A 17,070-nucleotide genomic window follows, 5' to 3' on the forward strand; every position below is an offset into this window, starting at 1 on the left:
TTATCTCTCCTCTAAAATTACTTTCGTATCTAACTTGTTAAATCCCTTTGATGATAGTTGTTTTCTAGTGCATAAAGCTTATGCCTAATTAAAAATAAGAAAATTAATGAAGGTAAAACCATAAGTGCTGTCACTACAAAGAACATCGCCCAATTTCCTCCTAACCAGTCATCAATGACCACGCCGCTATAACTTGAAAGTAAAGTTCTACCTAAATTACCTAATGAAGCAAGTAGCGCATAGTGAGTGGCACTAAATGCTCGGTCGCAAAGCATAGATATAAACGCCACCATGGCAACCAGAGACCAAGCCTGTGTAAAACCATCAATAATGATTGCAAACGCGTAAAGGCTCAATTTAGGGCCTGCTATAGCAATCCAAGCGAAGGCGAGATTTGAGGCTGCCATCGCAATACCACTAATAAATAAGCCTTTAACAATGCCATATCGTTGGTTAAACAAACTACCTAGAAAGGTGAAAGCGATAGTAAGTACTGCCGTACCTACTTTTGAGAAGGTAGCAATATCGCTATTCGAGAAGCCCACTTCTTTATAAAACACGATAGACATTCGCCCTAAGAAGGCCTCGCCGATTTTAAATAAGAAAATAAAAGCTAATAAAGCCAATGCTGTTTTTACCCCGTTACGGGCGAAGAAGGTTCTAAAAGGATCAAAAACGGTTACAGCAAGCCATGCAATAACTTTAGCAAAGCGAGTTTGCGTACTACCAGCCAGCTTTTGTTGATAGGTTTGCTCAAGCTCTGCTTGAACTGCATCGCGATTTGATTCTGGTTCTTTCGCCCAAAATACGCTGCTCATTAATAGCAGCATCACGACAGATAGGAAAAAGTAAACTTGTGGCCAATCAATTGAAGGAATGTCGGCCATATAAAACGGTAGGGCGCCTAATAGAGCATAGCCGCTCCACCAACCTGAGGTTGCCATTGCTGCCGCTGCGGTGGCTTTATGGCTCTCATTTTCTGCCAAAGTGTCGATACGAAATGCATCAATAGCAATGTCTTGAGTTGCAGATGCTATTGCAATCATTAAACACAGTGCGGCAGCAAACCAAAGGTTGGCTTTGATATCGAGCCCTGCAAGCGAAAAGGTTCCAATAAAAATGACTGACTGGCAGAGTAAAATCCAGCTACGGCGCTGGCCTAGCCAGTTAAATAAAAAGGGTAACTTTACACGGTCAACGAGCGGTGACCATAAAAAGTTAATGCTATATGCACCAAACACGATGCCAAACAACCCAATCATGCTGCGGCTTAGGCCTTCATCTTTTAGCCAGGCCGACATGACAGAGCCAATCAATACCCACGGAAAGCCGCTGCTAATACCAAAAATAAATATATTAATTAAACGTTTATCTTTGAAGTATGAGAAATACTCTGAAAAAGAAAGGGTTTTTGTCATAGTGTTGCCAGTTTAAGGGGCGTGCGCCCCTATTTATTATTGATTAGCGTCAAGCACTTTTACGTTTAAGATAACAACAGGATCTTTGGGTACAAAGCTGTAACCAATTTTTTCATTGAAAGCAGTTTCGACACGCATGATTTTGTCTAGAGTTTCGTAGCCATCCATGACCATACCAAATACAGCAAAGCCCCAATCACGACCTGGATTAAGATGGTCGTTGTCGTCCATATTAAAGAAGAATTGACGCGTACCTGAGTGTGGTTTACGGTCTTGATATGCCATTGCGATACTATACATATCGTTTTTTAACCCGTTGCCACTTTCATTGAAAATAGGGTCACCTTCGTACAGACCATCGTAGTCTTTATCGTAACCACCGCCTTGAATTACAAAATCACGTTCGTTGTCTTCATCACGTTCAACACGGTGAAATACACTACCTTGATAGCTACCATCGGCAACGTAAGTTAGAAAGTTATTTACTGTGATTGGTGCGCGTGAACGATCCATTTCGACCACAATACTGCCAAGCGTAGTGACAATTTCTACGCGTGGAAACATATTGTCTTTTTGAATAAACTTACCTTCAGTCGCTGCGAATGAACTGTGAGCAAAAAACAATAAAAAACTAAGTAATAAAATGCGTTTCATGGTTAACCTTCTAAATAGGCGATTAATTCTGGGTCAGATACAATGCGTGTTATAACCTGTTCAGTCAACTTATTAAGTTGACCTTCTATTTTTGCACGGTCATGACTGAGTGGTCCTTCAAGATTTGCGTTGCCGCGGTATATCTTACTAAAGTTACTTGTACTTTTAATCACTCTTAAACCAAACTCCACATTTGCAGCACTACTGTGCGTCATCATCTTTTCGGTGACAGTTGCTTGCAACTTATGAATATCTAATTCAAAACGTGTAGTTGCTAAGTTTGAAATGTTTGCACCATTTCGGCTCAGAGCACTGTCTAAGGCACTTTTCACAGAATCAGCTATTCCAGGGCTTGCAAGCGTTTTTACTTTGTCTGAACCAATGATTTTAAGAGTCACATTGTCACCACGTAAGTCAATTACGCTGGTGCTAACATTACTGTTAATAGTTGAAATTTTCCCGCCTTGATAAACGGGGTTCAAAATTAACTGATTTGGCTGATTGCTACACGCAGATAGGGCGGCTAGCAAGCATAAAGGAAGTATTTTTTTCATTTAGTTAGCTCCATTAATTATTCTTTGTAGCACTTAGTACGACAAACTTTTTATTAGATCCTAATAGCTTACAATTGCCGAACATGCGTTTTAACTTTTCATGATAGTCTAGATGACGATTACCAATAATTCTTAATTCACCACCGTGCTTTAATGTTTGTTTTGCCTGTTTGAACATTTGCCAAGCGATATGATCGGTGACCGCTTGCGCTTGGTGGAATGGTGGGTTACATAAAACAAGGTCAACACTGTTAGGTTGAAAATCGGTTAAACAGTCGTTTTGAACAAACTCACACTGGTCTAATTGATCAGGTAAATTGTGAGTTATGTTCAATTTGGCTGATTCAACGGCCATATAGGACTCATCAACGAAGGTTACATGGGCTTTAGGGCAACGTTTGAGAGTCATCAACCCAACAACACCATTACCACAGCCTAAATCAATGATGCTGCGGGCTTTACTTGTTTGTGGCAAATAGTTAAAGAAAAAGCGCGCGCCGATATCTAATGAGTCCCGAGAAAATACATTGGCATGATTTTGAATTTCAAATTCACTGCCTTCAAGTGGCCAGTTAACAGGAAAGGGGGCTACTTTATTAAGACCACTGGTTTTACTGATAATTAAGCGGGACTTTTTAACCGCTAAGCTGGTTGATGTTTCACCGATATACTGACTAAAAGCCTTTATAGTTGAGTTATGAATGTCTTTCGTTTTTCCAGCTGCAATAACATCAATGTCAGCAGGTAAAGCTGCACTGATTGCGGCAAGTTGATGCTGAAGATAGCCTAAATTGCGTGGCACTTTTAATATCACTAAATCAACCTGATTAGGTAATGCTGCTAACGAGTCCAGTTGCGTTAAAGAATCTGTTGATAACTCATTGGTTTGTAAATTATAGCGGGTAGCTTGATGACCAATATACGAGTCGTTAACTGAATAAACTGTTAACGTATTAAAGGCACAGGATAAGGCGCCAAAACTGTCATTGAGTATCAGGATTGAATTTGCATCTGGGTAGTGCTCTTGTACATAATTGACAAGGTACTCATCGCCTGAGTCCCATGCTTGAAGACTGCGATTTTTTTGATCTAACGGAAAGCGTTCTAGGGTATAGGTGTTATCACCGAGCTGTGCTTGGGTGGTCATCATGATTTTACGAAAGTATTAATGTATAGGTAAATTCTAACATGCAACAGCCAAACGCCAACCCTAATCATCTACCTGATGGGTTTTCTTACCAAGCCAATACATTGAGTGCGCAAAAAAGCCTCGAATTATTTTACTTTCTTCAGCAGCAGCTCAATTGGCAGCAACCGGCTATAAAAGTGTACGGAAAAAGCCATGTGATCCCGCGTTTGCAATGCTTTATTGCTGATCAGAACGTAAATTATGGTTACTCGGGTTCAAAATTAATCGTTGAGCCTTGGCCAGAGATACTTGATGCTATGCGTGTACGCTTATCAAGAACTTTGCAGATACCATTTAATGCGCTTTTAGTTAATTTGTATCGAGATGGTCATGATTGTATGGGCTGGCATAGTGACGATGAGAAAGAACTTGGTGAACAACCAACAATCGCGTCTGTATCACTAGGGGCCGAACGTGTATTTAAAATAAAGCACAAATATAAAAATGAACAATATAGCATTGTGCTGCAAAGTGGTAGCTGTTTAATCATGAATGGTTTTAGTCAGCGCGATTACCAGCATAGTTTGCCGAAGCAGCAAAGACTCAAACACCCTCGAATTAATCTTACCTTTCGTTCAATTATATAAAATCATTGGTAAATTGAGCCATGCCCTTGATATAGTAGCTGGCAATTATTTTCTTATGAAAGGTCTATGACACATGTCAATGCAACAACAAATTGAGCAAAAGCTTGCTGCGGGTATCGAATGTAAACACCTGAATGTTGTCAATGAAAGCCATATGCATAGTCGTGGAACTGAGTCGCATTTTAAAGTGGTGGTTGTGAGTGAAGAATTTGCAGGTAAACGTTTACTTGCCCGTCACCGTCAAATTAATGAGCTATTAAAAGATGAATTAGCAAATCACATTCATGCATTAGCGATTCACACATTTACTCCCGAAGAGTTCAGTGAACAACATGGACAGGCACCTGAATCACCAAAGTGCTTAGGCGGCTCAAAGTTCGACTAAATTAGCAGGACAGTCACTCAAAGTTAGAAAGACAGTCACTCAAAGTTAGCAGGACAGTCACTCAAAGTTAGCAGGACAGTCACTCAAAGTTAGAAGGACAGTCACTCTAGACTGCTGGTTACTTGGGTGTTTTAAGCTCGAAAAATTTACGTGGGTCTGAAAAGTTTTACTGATCAGACCTGTATTTTAACTATTAGCCTTTAAACTAGCGCTAATTTTTATTGTGATAGATATAGGATGATCAATGGTCATTAAGCCGAAAATTCGTGGATTTATCTGCACTAACGCGCATCCAGTAGGGTGTGCTGAGCACGTACAAGAACAAATTAATTATGTGAAAGCGCAAGGACCACTGAGCAATGCACCTAAGAATGTATTAGTGATAGGTGCGTCTACAGGTTACGGCCTAGCATCACGTATCACGGCTGCATTTGGTGGCGGTGCTAAAACGTTAGGTATTTTCTTTGAAAAAGAAGGTAGCGAACGCAAAACGGGTTCTGCAGGTTGGTACAACACAGCAGCATTCCAAGCAGCCGCTGAAGAAGCTGGTTTATGGTCTAAAAATATCAATGGCGACGCGTTTTCTAACGAAATTAAGCAAAAAGCAATTGATACTATCAAAGCTGATCTAGGTAAAATTGATTTAGTTGTTTACAGCCTTGCTTCACCTCGTCGTACTGATCCAAATACAGGTGAGACTTACTCATCTACGCTTAAGCCTATTGGCTCAGATATCACTACGAAGAACCTGAACACTTCAAAGCGTGTGATTGATGAAGTAACGGTTGAAGCAGCAAGCCAAGAAGACATCGACAATACAATTAAAGTAATGGGCGGTGAAGATTGGGAAATGTGGATTGACGCATTAAAAGAAGCAGATGTACTTGCTGATAACTTCAAAACGACTGCTTACACTTATATAGGTAAAGAGTTAACGTGGCCAATTTACGGTCATGCGACAATTGGTAAAGCGAAAGAAGATCTTGACCGTGCAACTCAAGCAATCAAAGAGTCTACAAAAGACTTAAATGGTGAAGCGTATGTTTCTTCATTAAATGCGGTTGTGACACAAGCAAGCTCGGCAATTCCAATTATGCCTTTATATATCTCTGCTTTATTCAAAGTAATGAAAGCAGATGGTACTTACGAAGGTACCATTGAGCAAATTCATTCACTATTTACTGAAAACCTTTACGGTGAAACACCACGTTTTGACGAAGGTGGTCATTTATTCCAAAACTACAAAGAGTTAGAAGATGATGTTCAAGCTCGTGTACAACATGTTTGGGATACAGTGGATACAGATACAATTGACGAATTAACGGATTACGTGGGTTACCATAATGAGTTTTTACGTTTATTCGGTTTTGGTATCGACAGTGTAGATTACGAGCAAGATGTGAATCCTGATGTTGCGATTTCACAGCTGATCGATTAATCGCTGAACAAACTTGATTTTGTAAAGTCGCTTTTTTAAGCGACTTTTTTGTTTCTGGATGAAAATAAAACTTCATCAATAGCACTTTGGTCTATATTGAATTTTATTCAAAAGGTTTTTGTAGTCTAAATAACCGTATCTGTCGTATAAATTTCATATTTGCTCTCGCATAGTCACCCTGATTGATGTTAAAATTCGGGCAATATATGTGAGGAGTTTACTGCGTTGCTTGTTTGGGGTGTTAAACAGGCTATTCTTTGATACTTAGAGTTTAACTTGAGCATATCAAATGGCGACGTGGTTGGTACGATTTTTCAGTTTCTTTCCGTTAATGTAATGCAAGTGCGTATGATCAACATAAAAAAAGGTCTGGATTTACCGATAGAGGGCGCACCTCAGCAAGTTATTCACGATGGTTCTGCCGTCAAACGTGTAGCTGTGCTAGGTGAAGAATATATTGGTATGCGTCCAACCATGCATGTTCGCGTGGATGACCAAGTCAAAAAAGGCCAGGTACTTTTTGAAGACAAAAAGAACCCAGGCGTCTTATTTACTGCACCAGCTTCTGGGGTAGTTAAAGAAATCAATCGTGGTGCTAAACGTGTGCTGCAATCTGTTGTTATTGAAGTTAATGGCAGTGAGCAAATCACCTTTGACTCTTTCAAGGCCGACGAGCTTTCGGGCTTAGACCGTGAAAAAGTTAAAGAAGTACTAGTTCAGTCAGGTCAATGGACAGCACTACGTGCTCGCCCATTCAGCAGAGTAGCTGCTTTGGATGCAAATCCTAGCTCTATCTTTGTAACGGCTATCGACACTAACCCGCTAGCTGCAGATCCTGCAGTAATCATTGCTGAAAACACTCAAGCATTTGAAGCAGGTTTAGCTGTGGTATCTCGTTTAACTGACGGCAAAGTATTTGTTTGTAAACAAGCTGGTAGCCAAGTGCCTAGTTCATCAATCCCTCAAGTAGAAGTACATGAGTTTGGTGGCAAGCATCCGGCAGGTCTTGTTGGTACACACATTCATAACTTAGACCCAGTTTCTGCAAGCAAGCAGGTTTGGCACTTAGGTTACCAAGACGTAATCGCGTTTGGTAAATTATTCCTAACAGGTGAAATCTTCACAGACCGTGTTGTTTCGCTTGCTGGTCCTCGTGTTAAAAACCCACGCTTAGTGAAAACTCAGCTAGGTGCATCTTTAGATGATTTAGTTGCTGGTGAATTAGAAGACGGTGATAACCGTGTAATTTCTGGTTCTGTATTATCAGGCGCTATCTCTCAAGGTCCACATGCGTTCTTAGGTCGTTACCATGTTCAAGTATCTGTATTACTTGAAGGTCGCGAAAAAGAGCTATTCGGTTGGATCGCACCAGGTGCTAACAAGTTCTCAGTAACACGTACCTTCTTATCTCACCTTGCTCCTAGCCGTCTATTTAACATGACGACTTCAACAGGTGGTTCGAAGCGTGCCATGGTTCCAATTGGTAGCTATGAGCGTGTTATGCCTTTAGACATCCTACCTACACTATTATTACGTGATTTAATCGCACGTGATCTTGATGGTGCTATTTCGTTAGGTGCGCTAGAGCTTGATGAAGAAGATTTAGCATTATGTACCTTCGTTTGTCCAGGTAAATACGAGTACGGTTCAATCCTACGCGATTGCTTGACTACGATCGAGAAGGAAGGCTAGAGAGATGGGTTTAAAGAAATTTCTAGAAGATATTGAGCCGCATTTTGAACCGGGTGGTAAACACGAAAAATGGTATGCGCTTTACGAAGCTGCAGCGACTATTTTCTACACGCCTGGTTATGTAAATAAAGGCAAAACACACGTTCGCGATAACATCGACCTAAAACGTATGATGATTTTAGTGTGGATGGCGACGTTCCCTGCAATGTTCTTTGGTATGTTCAACATCGGTCATCAGGCCGCAGGTGCTTTAGCACAAGGTTTTGAACTAGCAAACACATGGCAAGTTGGTCTGTTCCAATTATTCGGTGGTGAATTAACTGCTGACTCTGGTTGGGGCGCGAAAATGTTTTACGGTGCCTGCTTCTTCCTACCAATATACGCAGTAACATTTGCTGTGGGTGGTTTCTGGGAAGTACTATTTGCTTCAGTGCGTAAGCACGAAGTAAATGAAGGTTTCTTCGTAACATCTGTATTATTCGCACTAATCCTACCTGCGACGATTCCTTTATGGCAAGTTGCACTAGGTATTACGTTTGGTGTTGTAATCGCTAAAGAAATCTTTGGTGGTACAGGTCGTAACTTCCTTAACCCTGCTCTTGCCGGTCGTGCGTTCTTATTCTTCGCATACCCAGCGCAAATTTCAGGTGACACAGTATGGACAGCAGTAGATTCATTCTCTGGTGCAACTATGCTTGGCCAAGCTGTTGTTGGTTCACTTGATTACAGCAACATGGAGTTATGGTGGAATGCGTTCTACGGTTTCATTCAAGGTTCTATGGGTGAGACGTCAACACTAGCACTATTAATCGGTGGTTTATTCCTAATTTACGTGCGTATCGCTTCATGGCGTATCGTACTAGGTGTATTCCTAGGTATGGTTGCAACGGCATTCTTACTAAATACAATTGGTTCAGAAACTAACGCTGTATTTGCAATGCCTTGGCACTGGCACTTAGTGCTTGGTGGTTTTGCATTTGGTATGTTCTTCATGGCAACAGACCCAGTATCTGCATCATTCACAGACAAAGGTAAGTTCGCTTACGGTGCGTTAATCGGCTTTATGGTTGTAATGATCCGTGTTGTTAACCCGGCATTCCCAGAAGGTATGATGCTAGCAATCTTATTTGCTAACTTATTTGCACCATTATTCGATCACTTTGTAGTGCAAGCTAATATCAAGCGGAGGTTGGCACGTAATGTCTAGTAATAACGAATCAATCGGCAAAACGCTAACCGTTGTTGTTGCACTATGTTTAGTGTGTGCAATTATCGTATCGTTTGCTTCAGTTCAGCTTCGTCCTTTACAGCAAGCTAACAAAACACAAGATATCCAACGTAATATCTTAGCGGCTGCAGGCATTGAAGTATCAGGTACTGTGTCAGATACCTTTAACTCAAAAATTGAAGCACGTGTTGTAGACATGAACACAGGTGAGTTTGTTGAAGGTGCTGATCCTAACTCATTTGACTTCGAGAAAACAAAATTCGACCAAGCTCGTAGCTTTGCGTTGAAAGCAGAAGGAATTAAAGACATCGCTGGTATTCAGCGTATGACAAAAAATTCACCTGTATATATTTCGAAGAAATCTGATGGTTCTACAGACGCAATCATTCTACCAATCCAAGGTTATGGCCTTTGGGGTGTAATGTACGGCTTCTTAGCGCTTGAAAGCGATGGTGAAACAGTTAAAAACATCAACTTCTTCAAGCACAACGAAACGCCAGGTCTAGGTGGTGAAATCCAAAATCCACAATGGACTGCTAAATGGCAAGGTAAAGAGTTACCAATCAATATCATGAAGAGCGGTGCGAAGAACGAACATCAAATCGATGGTCTTTCTGGTGCAACATTAACTTCAAACGGTGTTGATCACACAGTTGACTTCTGGACTGGCGAGCATGGCTTTGGTCCATTCCTTGCGAAAGTACGTGAAGGAGCGTTGAAATAATGGCTGATACTAAAGAAATGAAGTCGGTCCTATTTGGCCCGGTATTCGCAAATAACCCGATCGCATTACAAGTACTTGGTATTTGTTCTGCGCTAGCGGTAACATCAAGCTTAAAAAATGCACTAATCATGTCAATCGCATTGACACTAGTAACTGCGTTTTCTAGCTTGTTTATTTCGTCAATTCGTAACCACATCCCATCATCTGTACGTATCATCGTGCAAATGACGATCATCGCATCACTTGTAATCGTTGTTGACCAAGTACTGCAAGCATTCTCTTATGCAACTGCTAAAGAGCTTTCAGTATTCGTTGGTCTAATCATTACAAACTGTATCGTAATGGGTCGTGCTGAAGCATACGCAATGAAGTCACCACCGTTAATGTCTTTCTTAGATGGTATCGGTAACGGTTTAGGCTACTCAGTAGTACTACTAACTGTTGGTTTCATCCGTGAGTTATTCGGTAAAGGTTCACTATTCGGTGTTGATATTATCCCATTAGTACAAAATGGTGGCTGGTATCAACCAATGGGTCTATTGATTTTACCACCGAGTGCATTCTTCATTATTGGTTTATTCATCTGGGTACTTCGTACCTTCAAGAAAGACCAAGTAGAAGCAAAAGCGTAAGGGGCGAGCAGTGGAACATTATATTAGTTTATTTGTAAAAGCGGTTTTCATTGAAAACTTAGCTTTAGCCTTCTTCCTAGGTATGTGTACTTTCCTTGCTGTATCAAAGAAAGTAACAACGTCAATCGGCCTAGGTGTGGCAGTTATCGTGGTACTAGGTATCTCAGTACCTGTAAATAACTTGGTTTATCACGCTGTTCTTGCACCAGGTGCATTAGAGTGGCTTGGCTACCCAGAAGCAGACCTTAGCTTCTTACGTTTCTTGACTTTCATCGGTGTTATTGCAGCACTTGTACAAATTCTTGAAATGGCATTAGATAAGTTCTTCCCTGCACTTTACAACGCGTTAGGTATCTTCTTACCACTGATCACAGTTAACTGTGCGATCTTCGGTGCGGTATCTTTCATGGTTGAGCGTAACTATAACTTCGGCGAGTCTGTTGTTTATGGTATCGGTTCAGGTGTGGGCTGGGCACTAGCAATTACTTTACTTGCTGGTATCCGTGAAAAAATGAAGTACTCAGACGTTCCTGATGGCTTACGTGGTTTAGGTATTACTTTCATCACTGTTGGTCTTATGGGTCTTGGCTTTATGTCATTCTCTGGTATTTCACTTTAATAGGTAGCGAGGATAAATCATGAATGAGATTTTCTTAGGCGTTGGTGTTTTCATCGCTATCGTTGTTATTTTAGTTTTAGTTATCATTGGTGCTAAATCTAAATTAGTAGCAAGCGGCGATATCATCATCGGAATTAATGGCGACCCAGAAAAAGCTATTAAAACATCTGCAGGTAGCAAGCTATTAGGCGCGCTAGCTGATTCAGGTATCTTCGTTTCATCTGCATGTGGTGGCGGTGGCTCTTGTGGTCAGTGTCGTGTACACATCAAAGAAGGTGGCGGCGATATCTTACCAACAGAACTTGATCACATCTCTAAAGGTGAAGCTCGTGAAGGCTGCCGTTTAGCGTGTCAGGTAAATGTTAAGAACGACATGGAAATTGAACTTGAAGAGTCAATTTTCGGTGTTAAGAAGTGGGAATGTACTGTTATCTCTAACGATAACAAGGCAACGTTCATCAAGGAACTTAAGTTACAAATTCCTGATGGCGAGTCTGTACCTTTCCGTGCCGGTGGTTATATTCAAATTGAAGCACCAGCTCACCACGTTAAATACGCTGATTTCGATATTCCAGAAGAGTATCGTGGCGACTGGAACCACTTCGGTTTCTTCGATCTGGAGTCTAAAGTAGACGACGAAACAATTCGTGCATACTCAATGGCTAACTACCCAGAAGAAGAAGGCATCATCATGCTTAACGTGCGTATCGCTACGCCGCCGCCAAGAGACCTAAGCCTTCCATGTGGTAAAATGTCTTCGTACATTTGGTCATTAAAAGAAGGTGATAAAGTGACTATTTCTGGCCCATTCGGTGAGTTCTTCGCGAAAGACACTGATGCAGAAATGGTATTCGTAGGTGGTGGTGCAGGTATGGCACCAATGCGTTCACATATCTTTGACCAACTTAAGCGTTTACAATCTAAGCGTAAGATGAGCTTCTGGTATGGTGCGCGTTCTAAGCGTGAAATGTTCTACGTAGAAGATTTCGACGGCTTAGCAGCAGAAAACGATAACTTCGTATGGCACACAGCACTGTCTGATCCACAACCAGAAGATAACTGGGAAGGTTACACAGGCTTCATTCATAATGTACTTTATGAAAACTACTTGAAAGATCATGAAGCGCCTGAAGATTGTGAGTTCTACATGTGTGGTCCTCCAATGATGAACGCGGCTGTTATCAACATGCTTAAAGATCTTGGTGTAGAAGACGAAAACATCTTATTAGATGACTTCGGTGGCTAACACCATACACAAAACAATTAGTTTTGGTTAGAATACAGGCCTCGTAGCACTTAGTGTTACGAGGCTTTTTTATTTCTATACCGAACTCCGTGGTATCTACAAGGTGAATGCTATGAATAGAGTGTTTTATCGCCAAGGCTTGATGGCCTTTTTCCTATTAACTATGACTTTACTCATGGCTGGCTGCGGTCAATCAGATAAGGCTGAAGAGCTTTATTTTGAAGGTAAGACAATGGGCACCACTTATCACATTAAGGTGTTTGCAGAGTCTTCAAAGGTTGCAGGTGTTGATTTACACCCGGAAATTAAGCAAGTGCTTAAAGATGTAAATCAATCTATGTCGACTTACATTCCTGATTCAGAAATTAACCAGTTCAACCAGTTACCAGCAGGGCAGGTAATGCCAATAAGCGCTGATTTTAGAAACGTGGTAGCTGAATCAATTCGCCTTGGCGAATCAACAAAAACGTTAGATGTGACTATGGGGCCACTTATTGACTTGTGGGGCTTTGGTCCAGATAAAAAGCCGACTAAACGCCCAAGCGATGAAGCCTTGGCCGCAATGGTTGCCAAAATTGGTGTTGATAAGCTTGAACTTACAGATGCTGGTCTTATGAAGACGATTGGTGGTTTAGAGCTGTCGTTTTCGGCTACAGCCAAAGGTTACGGCATTGATAAAGTAGCACAAGTGATAGAAAGCCATGGTTTCACTAATTATATGGTTGAGATTGGTGGTGAGCTTCGTGTGTCGGGTATTAAGCCAAACAACATCACTTGGAAAATAGCTATTGAGCAGCCTGATGCTGAGCCTGGCGTGCGTAAAGTACATAAAGTAATTGAGCCGGGTACTAATGGTATTGCGACATCCGGTGATTACCGAATTTTTTACGAAATGGATGGTGTTACCTATAGCCACTTAATTGACCCTGTAACAGGTATGCCGAGCCGTCATGATTTGGTATCAGTTACTGTTTTACACCCATCAGCGATGACTGCAGATGGCTTAGCGACGGCAATTACAGTAATGGGCATGGAAAAGGCGCAGAAATACGCCGAAGAGCACGATTTGCCGGTGTATTTAATTGGTAAGTCAGACAATGGCTTAGTGACATATTCTAGCCCCGCTTTTAAACCTTATTTGTAGCAGGGCAAGAAGCCGTGTATACCCAAGCAGCCTCAAGATGTAGAACTCAGCGTTCCACAGGAGCTTAATATCAAGGCGTTATTTTGCAACAATGGCAGTCCCAGAACTAACAACGATGAGAGTAAGCGCCTGTGAAGCGACCAAAGGATTGGTTTAAAAGCGATTTATACCGCGTTATTGATTTTAACAATAGAACCACTATTGCTTGTAATCAATGCCTTGCCTAAATCGCTTTTAATTCTAACTGAAACTCGCACCTTGAGGTCGTTTAGGTATATAATACATGCAGCCTAATTAGTTGGGCTCGATTTAATTGCTGACGATAGGGGCAAAGCAATGTCACTTTTTCTTCTTACATTTGGTCTACTTATTTTAATTGTGGCGGCGATGGCTGTCGGCATGATTGTGCAAAAGAAATCTATGGCCAGTAGTTGTGGTGGCCTAGGCGCTGTTGGTATCGACAAAGCCTGCGACTGCGACGACCCATGTGACAAGCGTAAAAAGCGCATGGCAAAAGAACAAGTCTGGAATAAATAAGATATTGTCTAAACTTTGATTACATTTAATGCATTTCAAATTATCAGTTCAAGGAATGAACGATGGCTTTAGCAAGGAAGCGGCAAATCTGTTTGTCAAACACCAAATATTATCATTGTGTATCTCGTTGCGTCAGACGCGCTTACCTTTGTGGAGAAGACGCACTCACAGGCAAATCATATGAACACCGCAGAGGGTGGGTTGAACAGCGTCTGCTTGCTCTTGCAAAGGTATTTTGCATTGATGTGTGTGCTTATGCGGTGATGAGTAACCATACACATGTTGTGCTTTATGTTGATGATAAAAAAGCAAATAGGTTATCGGATAAGGCCATCCTTTTACGCTGGTATAAGCTCAGTAAAATGACGCCTTTAGGTCAAAAAGCCCTTCATGGTGAGCCGTTAAGTGATGGTCAACAAGTCTTCTTAAATAAAGAGGTTGCAGAATACAGAGCGCGCCTTTCGAGCATTAGTTGGTTCATGCGAATGCTAAATGAATATATTGCCAGACGGGCAAATAAAGAAGATGAATGTACTGGGCATTTTTGGGAAGGGCGCTTTAAAAGCCAAGCTATCCTTGATGAATCAGCGCTTTTAGCCTGCATTGCCTATGTTGATTTAAACCCTGTTCGTGCTAAAGCTGCGAGCACGCCGGAGCAATCGGACTATACCAGTTTTAAAAAGCGATGCGAAAGCGCGAAGGAGTCAAAGCAACCTAAATTACTAGCTCGTTTTATTGGTGGCATGAGTAAGTATAAATCAAAGGGAATACCTTTTGAGTTAAAGTCATACCTGCTACTTGTGGAGCAAACTGGGCGTTGTATCAGCGCGGATAAGCCTGGATATATAGAGCATCATTTACCTCCTATTCTTGAAAGGCTGAATTTGGAAGCTAAAAACTGGTTAACATTAACAACTCAATTTGAAAACTTATTTCATGGAGCTGCAGGTCGAGTAGGGGCTATTGAACGTTATTGCAGTAAAACTGCGCGTAAGCGACGAAGTAACATTACAAGCTGTAAGTTATTACTTGCCAGTTAATCTTAAATTTCTCTCAATTTTTATTTTTTGCAAACACTTGCAGCTAACTTGTGCTTTCAATTCTCATAAAGCTAAATCTTTTGTCTTGGTTGTTATTGTTAGATTAAGCTAATAGGCTAGCTTGCCTACGCAACTATTATTTTAGGTTAACAAATTTAAGGAATTTGGAGATTCAACAGGCACTTTTAACAGTGCCTGTCTTTTTAAATCGTGTTTATTCTAAATTAATTAACTTAGCTCCTAAAACAGCGTACTTATTTTTACCGTTTGCTTGTAAGAAAAAGGCGGCAGGTGCATGAAGTGAAGGTATTGATGTAAATACACTTTTGCATGCGTAAACTGGCCAATTTGTGGAGTTTTCTAGCATATTAATATCGCCAGAAAAGCAACTATAGCCTTGTATTAAAAGCTCTTTATATTTATTTTCGGTAAGCGTTAACGACTCATTTAAAACAAAACTGTTACCGGTTCTAAAGTTCAGGTTGCTTGCATCTAAACTCGTGTAACCTTGGCGGATACTGCTTATATCACCCAATTCTTTAATAATGGGTGACTGTCCTTTGTTGTTTATTGCAATATCTATCTGATAATCACCTAGCTCACTCTTTACAGTTACATCATCTATTAGTAAGTCTACCCAATTGTCTTTAGTGTTAAATGGAATGGCGTGGTACTGGGCTATTTTAGCGCTTTGCCACTCTCCCGAAGTTATTGAATCAATGGTCTTTTTATATAAAACACGGTTAACCTTACGTGCTATTTGGCGATTTGGGTCGTTTGAGTAAGCACCTGATTCAATTAATATAGTTCGGATACCTTTTTCCGAAAAAGTATCCCCAAAACTGCGGTAAGAGTAACTATCGTTGTACTTTCCTAAGTGCCCAGGGATCATGGTTTCAACCGTTTTGGCTAAATGAGCAATAAATTGCATAGCCTCACCACGAATTTTATTCACTTCTCTTGCTTCATTATAGGCGGGTGCTAGCACTGAAATAGTGGCTTGTTCTCCCATTTTTCCGGCACCGTAATAGGCATTCTGATCATGTAAATTAAAGCCGAAATCAGGTTTGAATTCATCAGCCGCAGTCATGAGTATTTGTCCTTCTTTTGTGCGAAGGGCTTTTGCATCACGATTTAAATCAATACCTTGTGCATTATGGCGAGTTTGAGCTGCCGCGCCGTCTGGGTTCACCATAGGGATTATGAGAAGAGTTACTTTTTGTTGCCAGCTTTCTAGCCATTGTGCGTTTTCATCTGCGGTTATAAAGCTTAAAAAATCCATTAGTGCGGCAGTAGCTGTGTTTTCGTCGCCGTGCATTTGGCTCCACATCATCACCTTGATTGGGCCGGTGCCGATTTTTAGAGAATTAAGTGCCTGTCCTTGGAAAGAGGTGCCGATTTGTTTTAGTGTGACGCTTGGATGTTTTGCTGCGCGTTTTAAGTGGGGTTCTATATCGGCGTAGTAAATCGCAGGTTTATCTAAGCCAGCTACAGCGGTGTCTTCAATCGTATTTGCAAGTGTACTGGTACTTAGTGCTAAAAAGGCTGCAGCGAGTACATATAGGCGCATAATCATCTCTTTTATTCCTTATTTTGTTATTTTATAGAATATTATATTTTAACGTCTATGGCTAATCTTTGTTCAGTATTAAAGTTTCGATTGCTACTGACTAAGTATGCTTTAAAACGCTATTTTTATGCTATTTTCTTTTTCTTCATTGCTTTTCGCTATATAAAATACAGTATTACTTTTAAATACTTAGCTTTAATTAGTTTGGCTTTTTACAGTTTATTATCAAATGGCTAAACAATACTTAACCATATGCTGTTAAATTCTACTTGTACCGTCTGTTGACTTTGTTATACTCCACATCGAAATTTCAGTAATTACTGAAACTTTATTGATGAAGATCATGTTACCGCATTAAAAAATAGGGTAAGCCATTTACCTAAAATGCAGTAAAAGCGATAAAAAGGCGTGAG

The 17,070-nt window shown here is 40.8% G+C and carries 17 protein-coding genes; 12 read left to right on the forward strand and 5 right to left on the reverse strand.

Going from position 1 to position 17,070, the window contains the following annotated elements:
• Nucleotides 1-29: 29 nt before the first annotated feature.
• From AOG27_RS17410 to AOG27_RS17425, 4 genes are read right to left on the reverse strand one after another with little or no spacing between them, the layout of a single operon-like run.
• On the reverse strand, nucleotides 30-1,418 hold the full coding sequence (locus tag AOG27_RS17410; RefSeq protein WP_054554272.1) for an AmpG family muropeptide MFS transporter: 1,389 nt from the start codon (nucleotides 1,416-1,418) through the stop codon (nucleotides 30-32).
• A gap of 36 nt (nucleotides 1,419-1,454) precedes the next feature.
• Nucleotides 1,455-2,072 (reverse strand): peptidylprolyl isomerase, encoded by a 618-nt coding sequence (locus tag AOG27_RS17415; protein WP_054554273.1) that lies wholly within the window; start codon nucleotides 2,070-2,072, stop codon nucleotides 1,455-1,457.
• Between the two features lie 2 nt (nucleotides 2,073-2,074).
• On the reverse strand, nucleotides 2,075-2,626 hold the full coding sequence (locus AOG27_RS17420; RefSeq protein WP_054554274.1) for a YajG family lipoprotein: 552 nt from the start codon (nucleotides 2,624-2,626) through the stop codon (nucleotides 2,075-2,077).
• A gap of 13 nt (nucleotides 2,627-2,639) precedes the next feature.
• Nucleotides 2,640-3,773, reverse strand: coding sequence for a methyltransferase (locus tag AOG27_RS17425; protein WP_054554275.1), 1,134 nt, complete (start codon nucleotides 3,771-3,773; stop codon nucleotides 2,640-2,642).
• Between the two features lie 41 nt (nucleotides 3,774-3,814).
• On the opposite strand from AOG27_RS17425, the gene AOG27_RS17430 reads away from it, so the two are divergent.
• The 12 genes from AOG27_RS17430 to AOG27_RS17485 all read left to right on the forward strand — a co-directional run bounded on the left by AOG27_RS17430 (nucleotide 3,815) and on the right by AOG27_RS17485 (nucleotide 15,087).
• Nucleotides 3,815-4,402, forward strand: a complete 588-nt coding sequence (locus tag AOG27_RS17430) for an alpha-ketoglutarate-dependent dioxygenase AlkB family protein (protein ID WP_054554276.1) — start codon at nucleotides 3,815-3,817, stop codon at nucleotides 4,400-4,402.
• 73 nt (nucleotides 4,403-4,475) lie between these two features.
• Nucleotides 4,476-4,787 (forward strand): BolA family protein, encoded by a 312-nt coding sequence (locus AOG27_RS17435; RefSeq protein ID WP_054554277.1) that lies wholly within the window; start codon nucleotides 4,476-4,478, stop codon nucleotides 4,785-4,787.
• A 244-nt stretch (nucleotides 4,788-5,031) separates the two neighbouring features.
• Complete coding sequence (gene fabV / locus AOG27_RS17440; RefSeq protein WP_054554278.1) at nucleotides 5,032-6,225, forward strand: enoyl-ACP reductase FabV; 1,194 nt, start codon at nucleotides 5,032-5,034, stop codon at nucleotides 6,223-6,225.
• A 348-nt stretch (nucleotides 6,226-6,573) separates the two neighbouring features.
• Complete coding sequence (locus tag AOG27_RS17445) at nucleotides 6,574-7,917, forward strand: Na(+)-translocating NADH-quinone reductase subunit A (RefSeq protein ID WP_054554379.1); 1,344 nt, start codon at nucleotides 6,574-6,576, stop codon at nucleotides 7,915-7,917.
• 4 nt (nucleotides 7,918-7,921) lie between these two features.
• The gene (locus tag AOG27_RS17450; RefSeq protein WP_054554279.1) at nucleotides 7,922-9,124 is read left to right on the forward strand and encodes an NADH:ubiquinone reductase (Na(+)-transporting) subunit B; all 1,203 of its coding nucleotides are present in this window, start codon (nucleotides 7,922-7,924) and stop codon (nucleotides 9,122-9,124) included.
• Nucleotides 9,117-9,869 (forward strand): Na(+)-translocating NADH-quinone reductase subunit C, encoded by a 753-nt coding sequence (locus AOG27_RS17455; RefSeq protein ID WP_054554280.1) that lies wholly within the window; start codon nucleotides 9,117-9,119, stop codon nucleotides 9,867-9,869. Before AOG27_RS17450 ends, AOG27_RS17455 begins: the two co-directional genes overlap by 8 nt.
• Nucleotides 9,869-10,501, forward strand: coding sequence for an NADH:ubiquinone reductase (Na(+)-transporting) subunit D (locus AOG27_RS17460; RefSeq protein ID WP_054554281.1), 633 nt, complete (start codon nucleotides 9,869-9,871; stop codon nucleotides 10,499-10,501). The genes AOG27_RS17455 and AOG27_RS17460 overlap by 1 nt, the downstream gene beginning before the upstream one ends.
• 10 nt (nucleotides 10,502-10,511) lie before the next feature.
• Complete coding sequence (gene nqrE, locus AOG27_RS17465; protein WP_016708692.1) at nucleotides 10,512-11,120, forward strand: NADH:ubiquinone reductase (Na(+)-transporting) subunit E; 609 nt, start codon at nucleotides 10,512-10,514, stop codon at nucleotides 11,118-11,120.
• A gap of 19 nt (nucleotides 11,121-11,139) precedes the next feature.
• The gene (gene nqrF, locus AOG27_RS17470; RefSeq protein WP_054554282.1) at nucleotides 11,140-12,366 is read left to right on the forward strand and encodes an NADH:ubiquinone reductase (Na(+)-transporting) subunit F; all 1,227 of its coding nucleotides are present in this window, start codon (nucleotides 11,140-11,142) and stop codon (nucleotides 12,364-12,366) included.
• A 112-nt stretch (nucleotides 12,367-12,478) separates the two neighbouring features.
• Nucleotides 12,479-13,510, forward strand: a complete 1,032-nt coding sequence (locus AOG27_RS17475; RefSeq protein WP_054554283.1) for an FAD:protein FMN transferase — start codon at nucleotides 12,479-12,481, stop codon at nucleotides 13,508-13,510.
• Nucleotides 13,511-13,846: 336 nt separating this feature from the next.
• Entirely contained in the window at nucleotides 13,847-14,047 is a 201-nt protein-coding gene (nqrM, locus tag AOG27_RS17480; protein ID WP_054554284.1) for a (Na+)-NQR maturation NqrM, read from the forward strand.
• Between the two features lie 62 nt (nucleotides 14,048-14,109).
• Nucleotides 14,110-15,087 (forward strand): transposase, encoded by a 978-nt coding sequence (locus tag AOG27_RS17485; protein WP_054554285.1) that lies wholly within the window; start codon nucleotides 14,110-14,112, stop codon nucleotides 15,085-15,087.
• A 214-nt stretch (nucleotides 15,088-15,301) separates the two neighbouring features.
• On the opposite strand, the gene AOG27_RS17490 is transcribed toward AOG27_RS17485, so the two are convergent.
• Nucleotides 15,302-16,663 (reverse strand): M14 family zinc carboxypeptidase, encoded by a 1,362-nt coding sequence (locus tag AOG27_RS17490; RefSeq protein ID WP_054554286.1) that lies wholly within the window; start codon nucleotides 16,661-16,663, stop codon nucleotides 15,302-15,304.
• Between the last annotated feature and the right edge of the window lie 407 nt (nucleotides 16,664-17,070).

This window comes from Pseudoalteromonas lipolytica (assembly GCF_001306915.1).
Classification (GTDB): Bacteria; Pseudomonadota; Gammaproteobacteria; order Enterobacterales; family Alteromonadaceae; genus Pseudoalteromonas; species Pseudoalteromonas simplex.

Bases quoted from the DNA above. Each gene is read 5' to 3' on its own strand.
- AOG27_RS17410 (WP_054554272.1), bottom strand. From the start codon at position 1,418: ATGACAAAAACCCTTTCTTTTTCAGAGTATTTCTCATACTTCAAAGAT.
- AOG27_RS17415 (WP_054554273.1), bottom strand. From the start codon at position 2,072: ATGAAACGCATTTTATTACTTAGTTTTTTATTGTTTTTTGCTCACAGT.
- AOG27_RS17420 (WP_054554274.1), bottom strand. From the start codon at position 2,626: ATGAAAAAAATACTTCCTTTATGCTTGCTAGCCGCCCTATCTGCGTGT.
- AOG27_RS17425 (WP_054554275.1), bottom strand. From the start codon at position 3,773: ATGACCACCCAAGCACAGCTCGGTGATAACACCTATACCCTAGAACGC.
- AOG27_RS17430 (WP_054554276.1), top strand. From the start codon at position 3,815: ATGCAACAGCCAAACGCCAACCCTAATCATCTACCTGATGGGTTTTCT.
- AOG27_RS17435 (WP_054554277.1), top strand. From the start codon at position 4,476: ATGTCAATGCAACAACAAATTGAGCAAAAGCTTGCTGCGGGTATCGAA.
- fabV (WP_054554278.1), top strand. From the start codon at position 5,032: ATGGTCATTAAGCCGAAAATTCGTGGATTTATCTGCACTAACGCGCAT.
- AOG27_RS17445 (WP_054554379.1), top strand. From the start codon at position 6,574: ATGATCAACATAAAAAAAGGTCTGGATTTACCGATAGAGGGCGCACCT.
- AOG27_RS17450 (WP_054554279.1), top strand. From the start codon at position 7,922: ATGGGTTTAAAGAAATTTCTAGAAGATATTGAGCCGCATTTTGAACCG.
- AOG27_RS17455 (WP_054554280.1), top strand. From the start codon at position 9,117: ATGTCTAGTAATAACGAATCAATCGGCAAAACGCTAACCGTTGTTGTT.
- AOG27_RS17460 (WP_054554281.1), top strand. From the start codon at position 9,869: ATGGCTGATACTAAAGAAATGAAGTCGGTCCTATTTGGCCCGGTATTC.
- nqrF (WP_054554282.1), top strand. From the start codon at position 11,140: ATGAATGAGATTTTCTTAGGCGTTGGTGTTTTCATCGCTATCGTTGTT.
- AOG27_RS17475 (WP_054554283.1), top strand. From the start codon at position 12,479: ATGAATAGAGTGTTTTATCGCCAAGGCTTGATGGCCTTTTTCCTATTA.
- nqrM (WP_054554284.1), top strand. From the start codon at position 13,847: ATGTCACTTTTTCTTCTTACATTTGGTCTACTTATTTTAATTGTGGCG.
- AOG27_RS17485 (WP_054554285.1), top strand. From the start codon at position 14,110: ATGGCTTTAGCAAGGAAGCGGCAAATCTGTTTGTCAAACACCAAATAT.
- AOG27_RS17490 (WP_054554286.1), bottom strand. From the start codon at position 16,663: ATGATTATGCGCCTATATGTACTCGCTGCAGCCTTTTTAGCACTAAGT.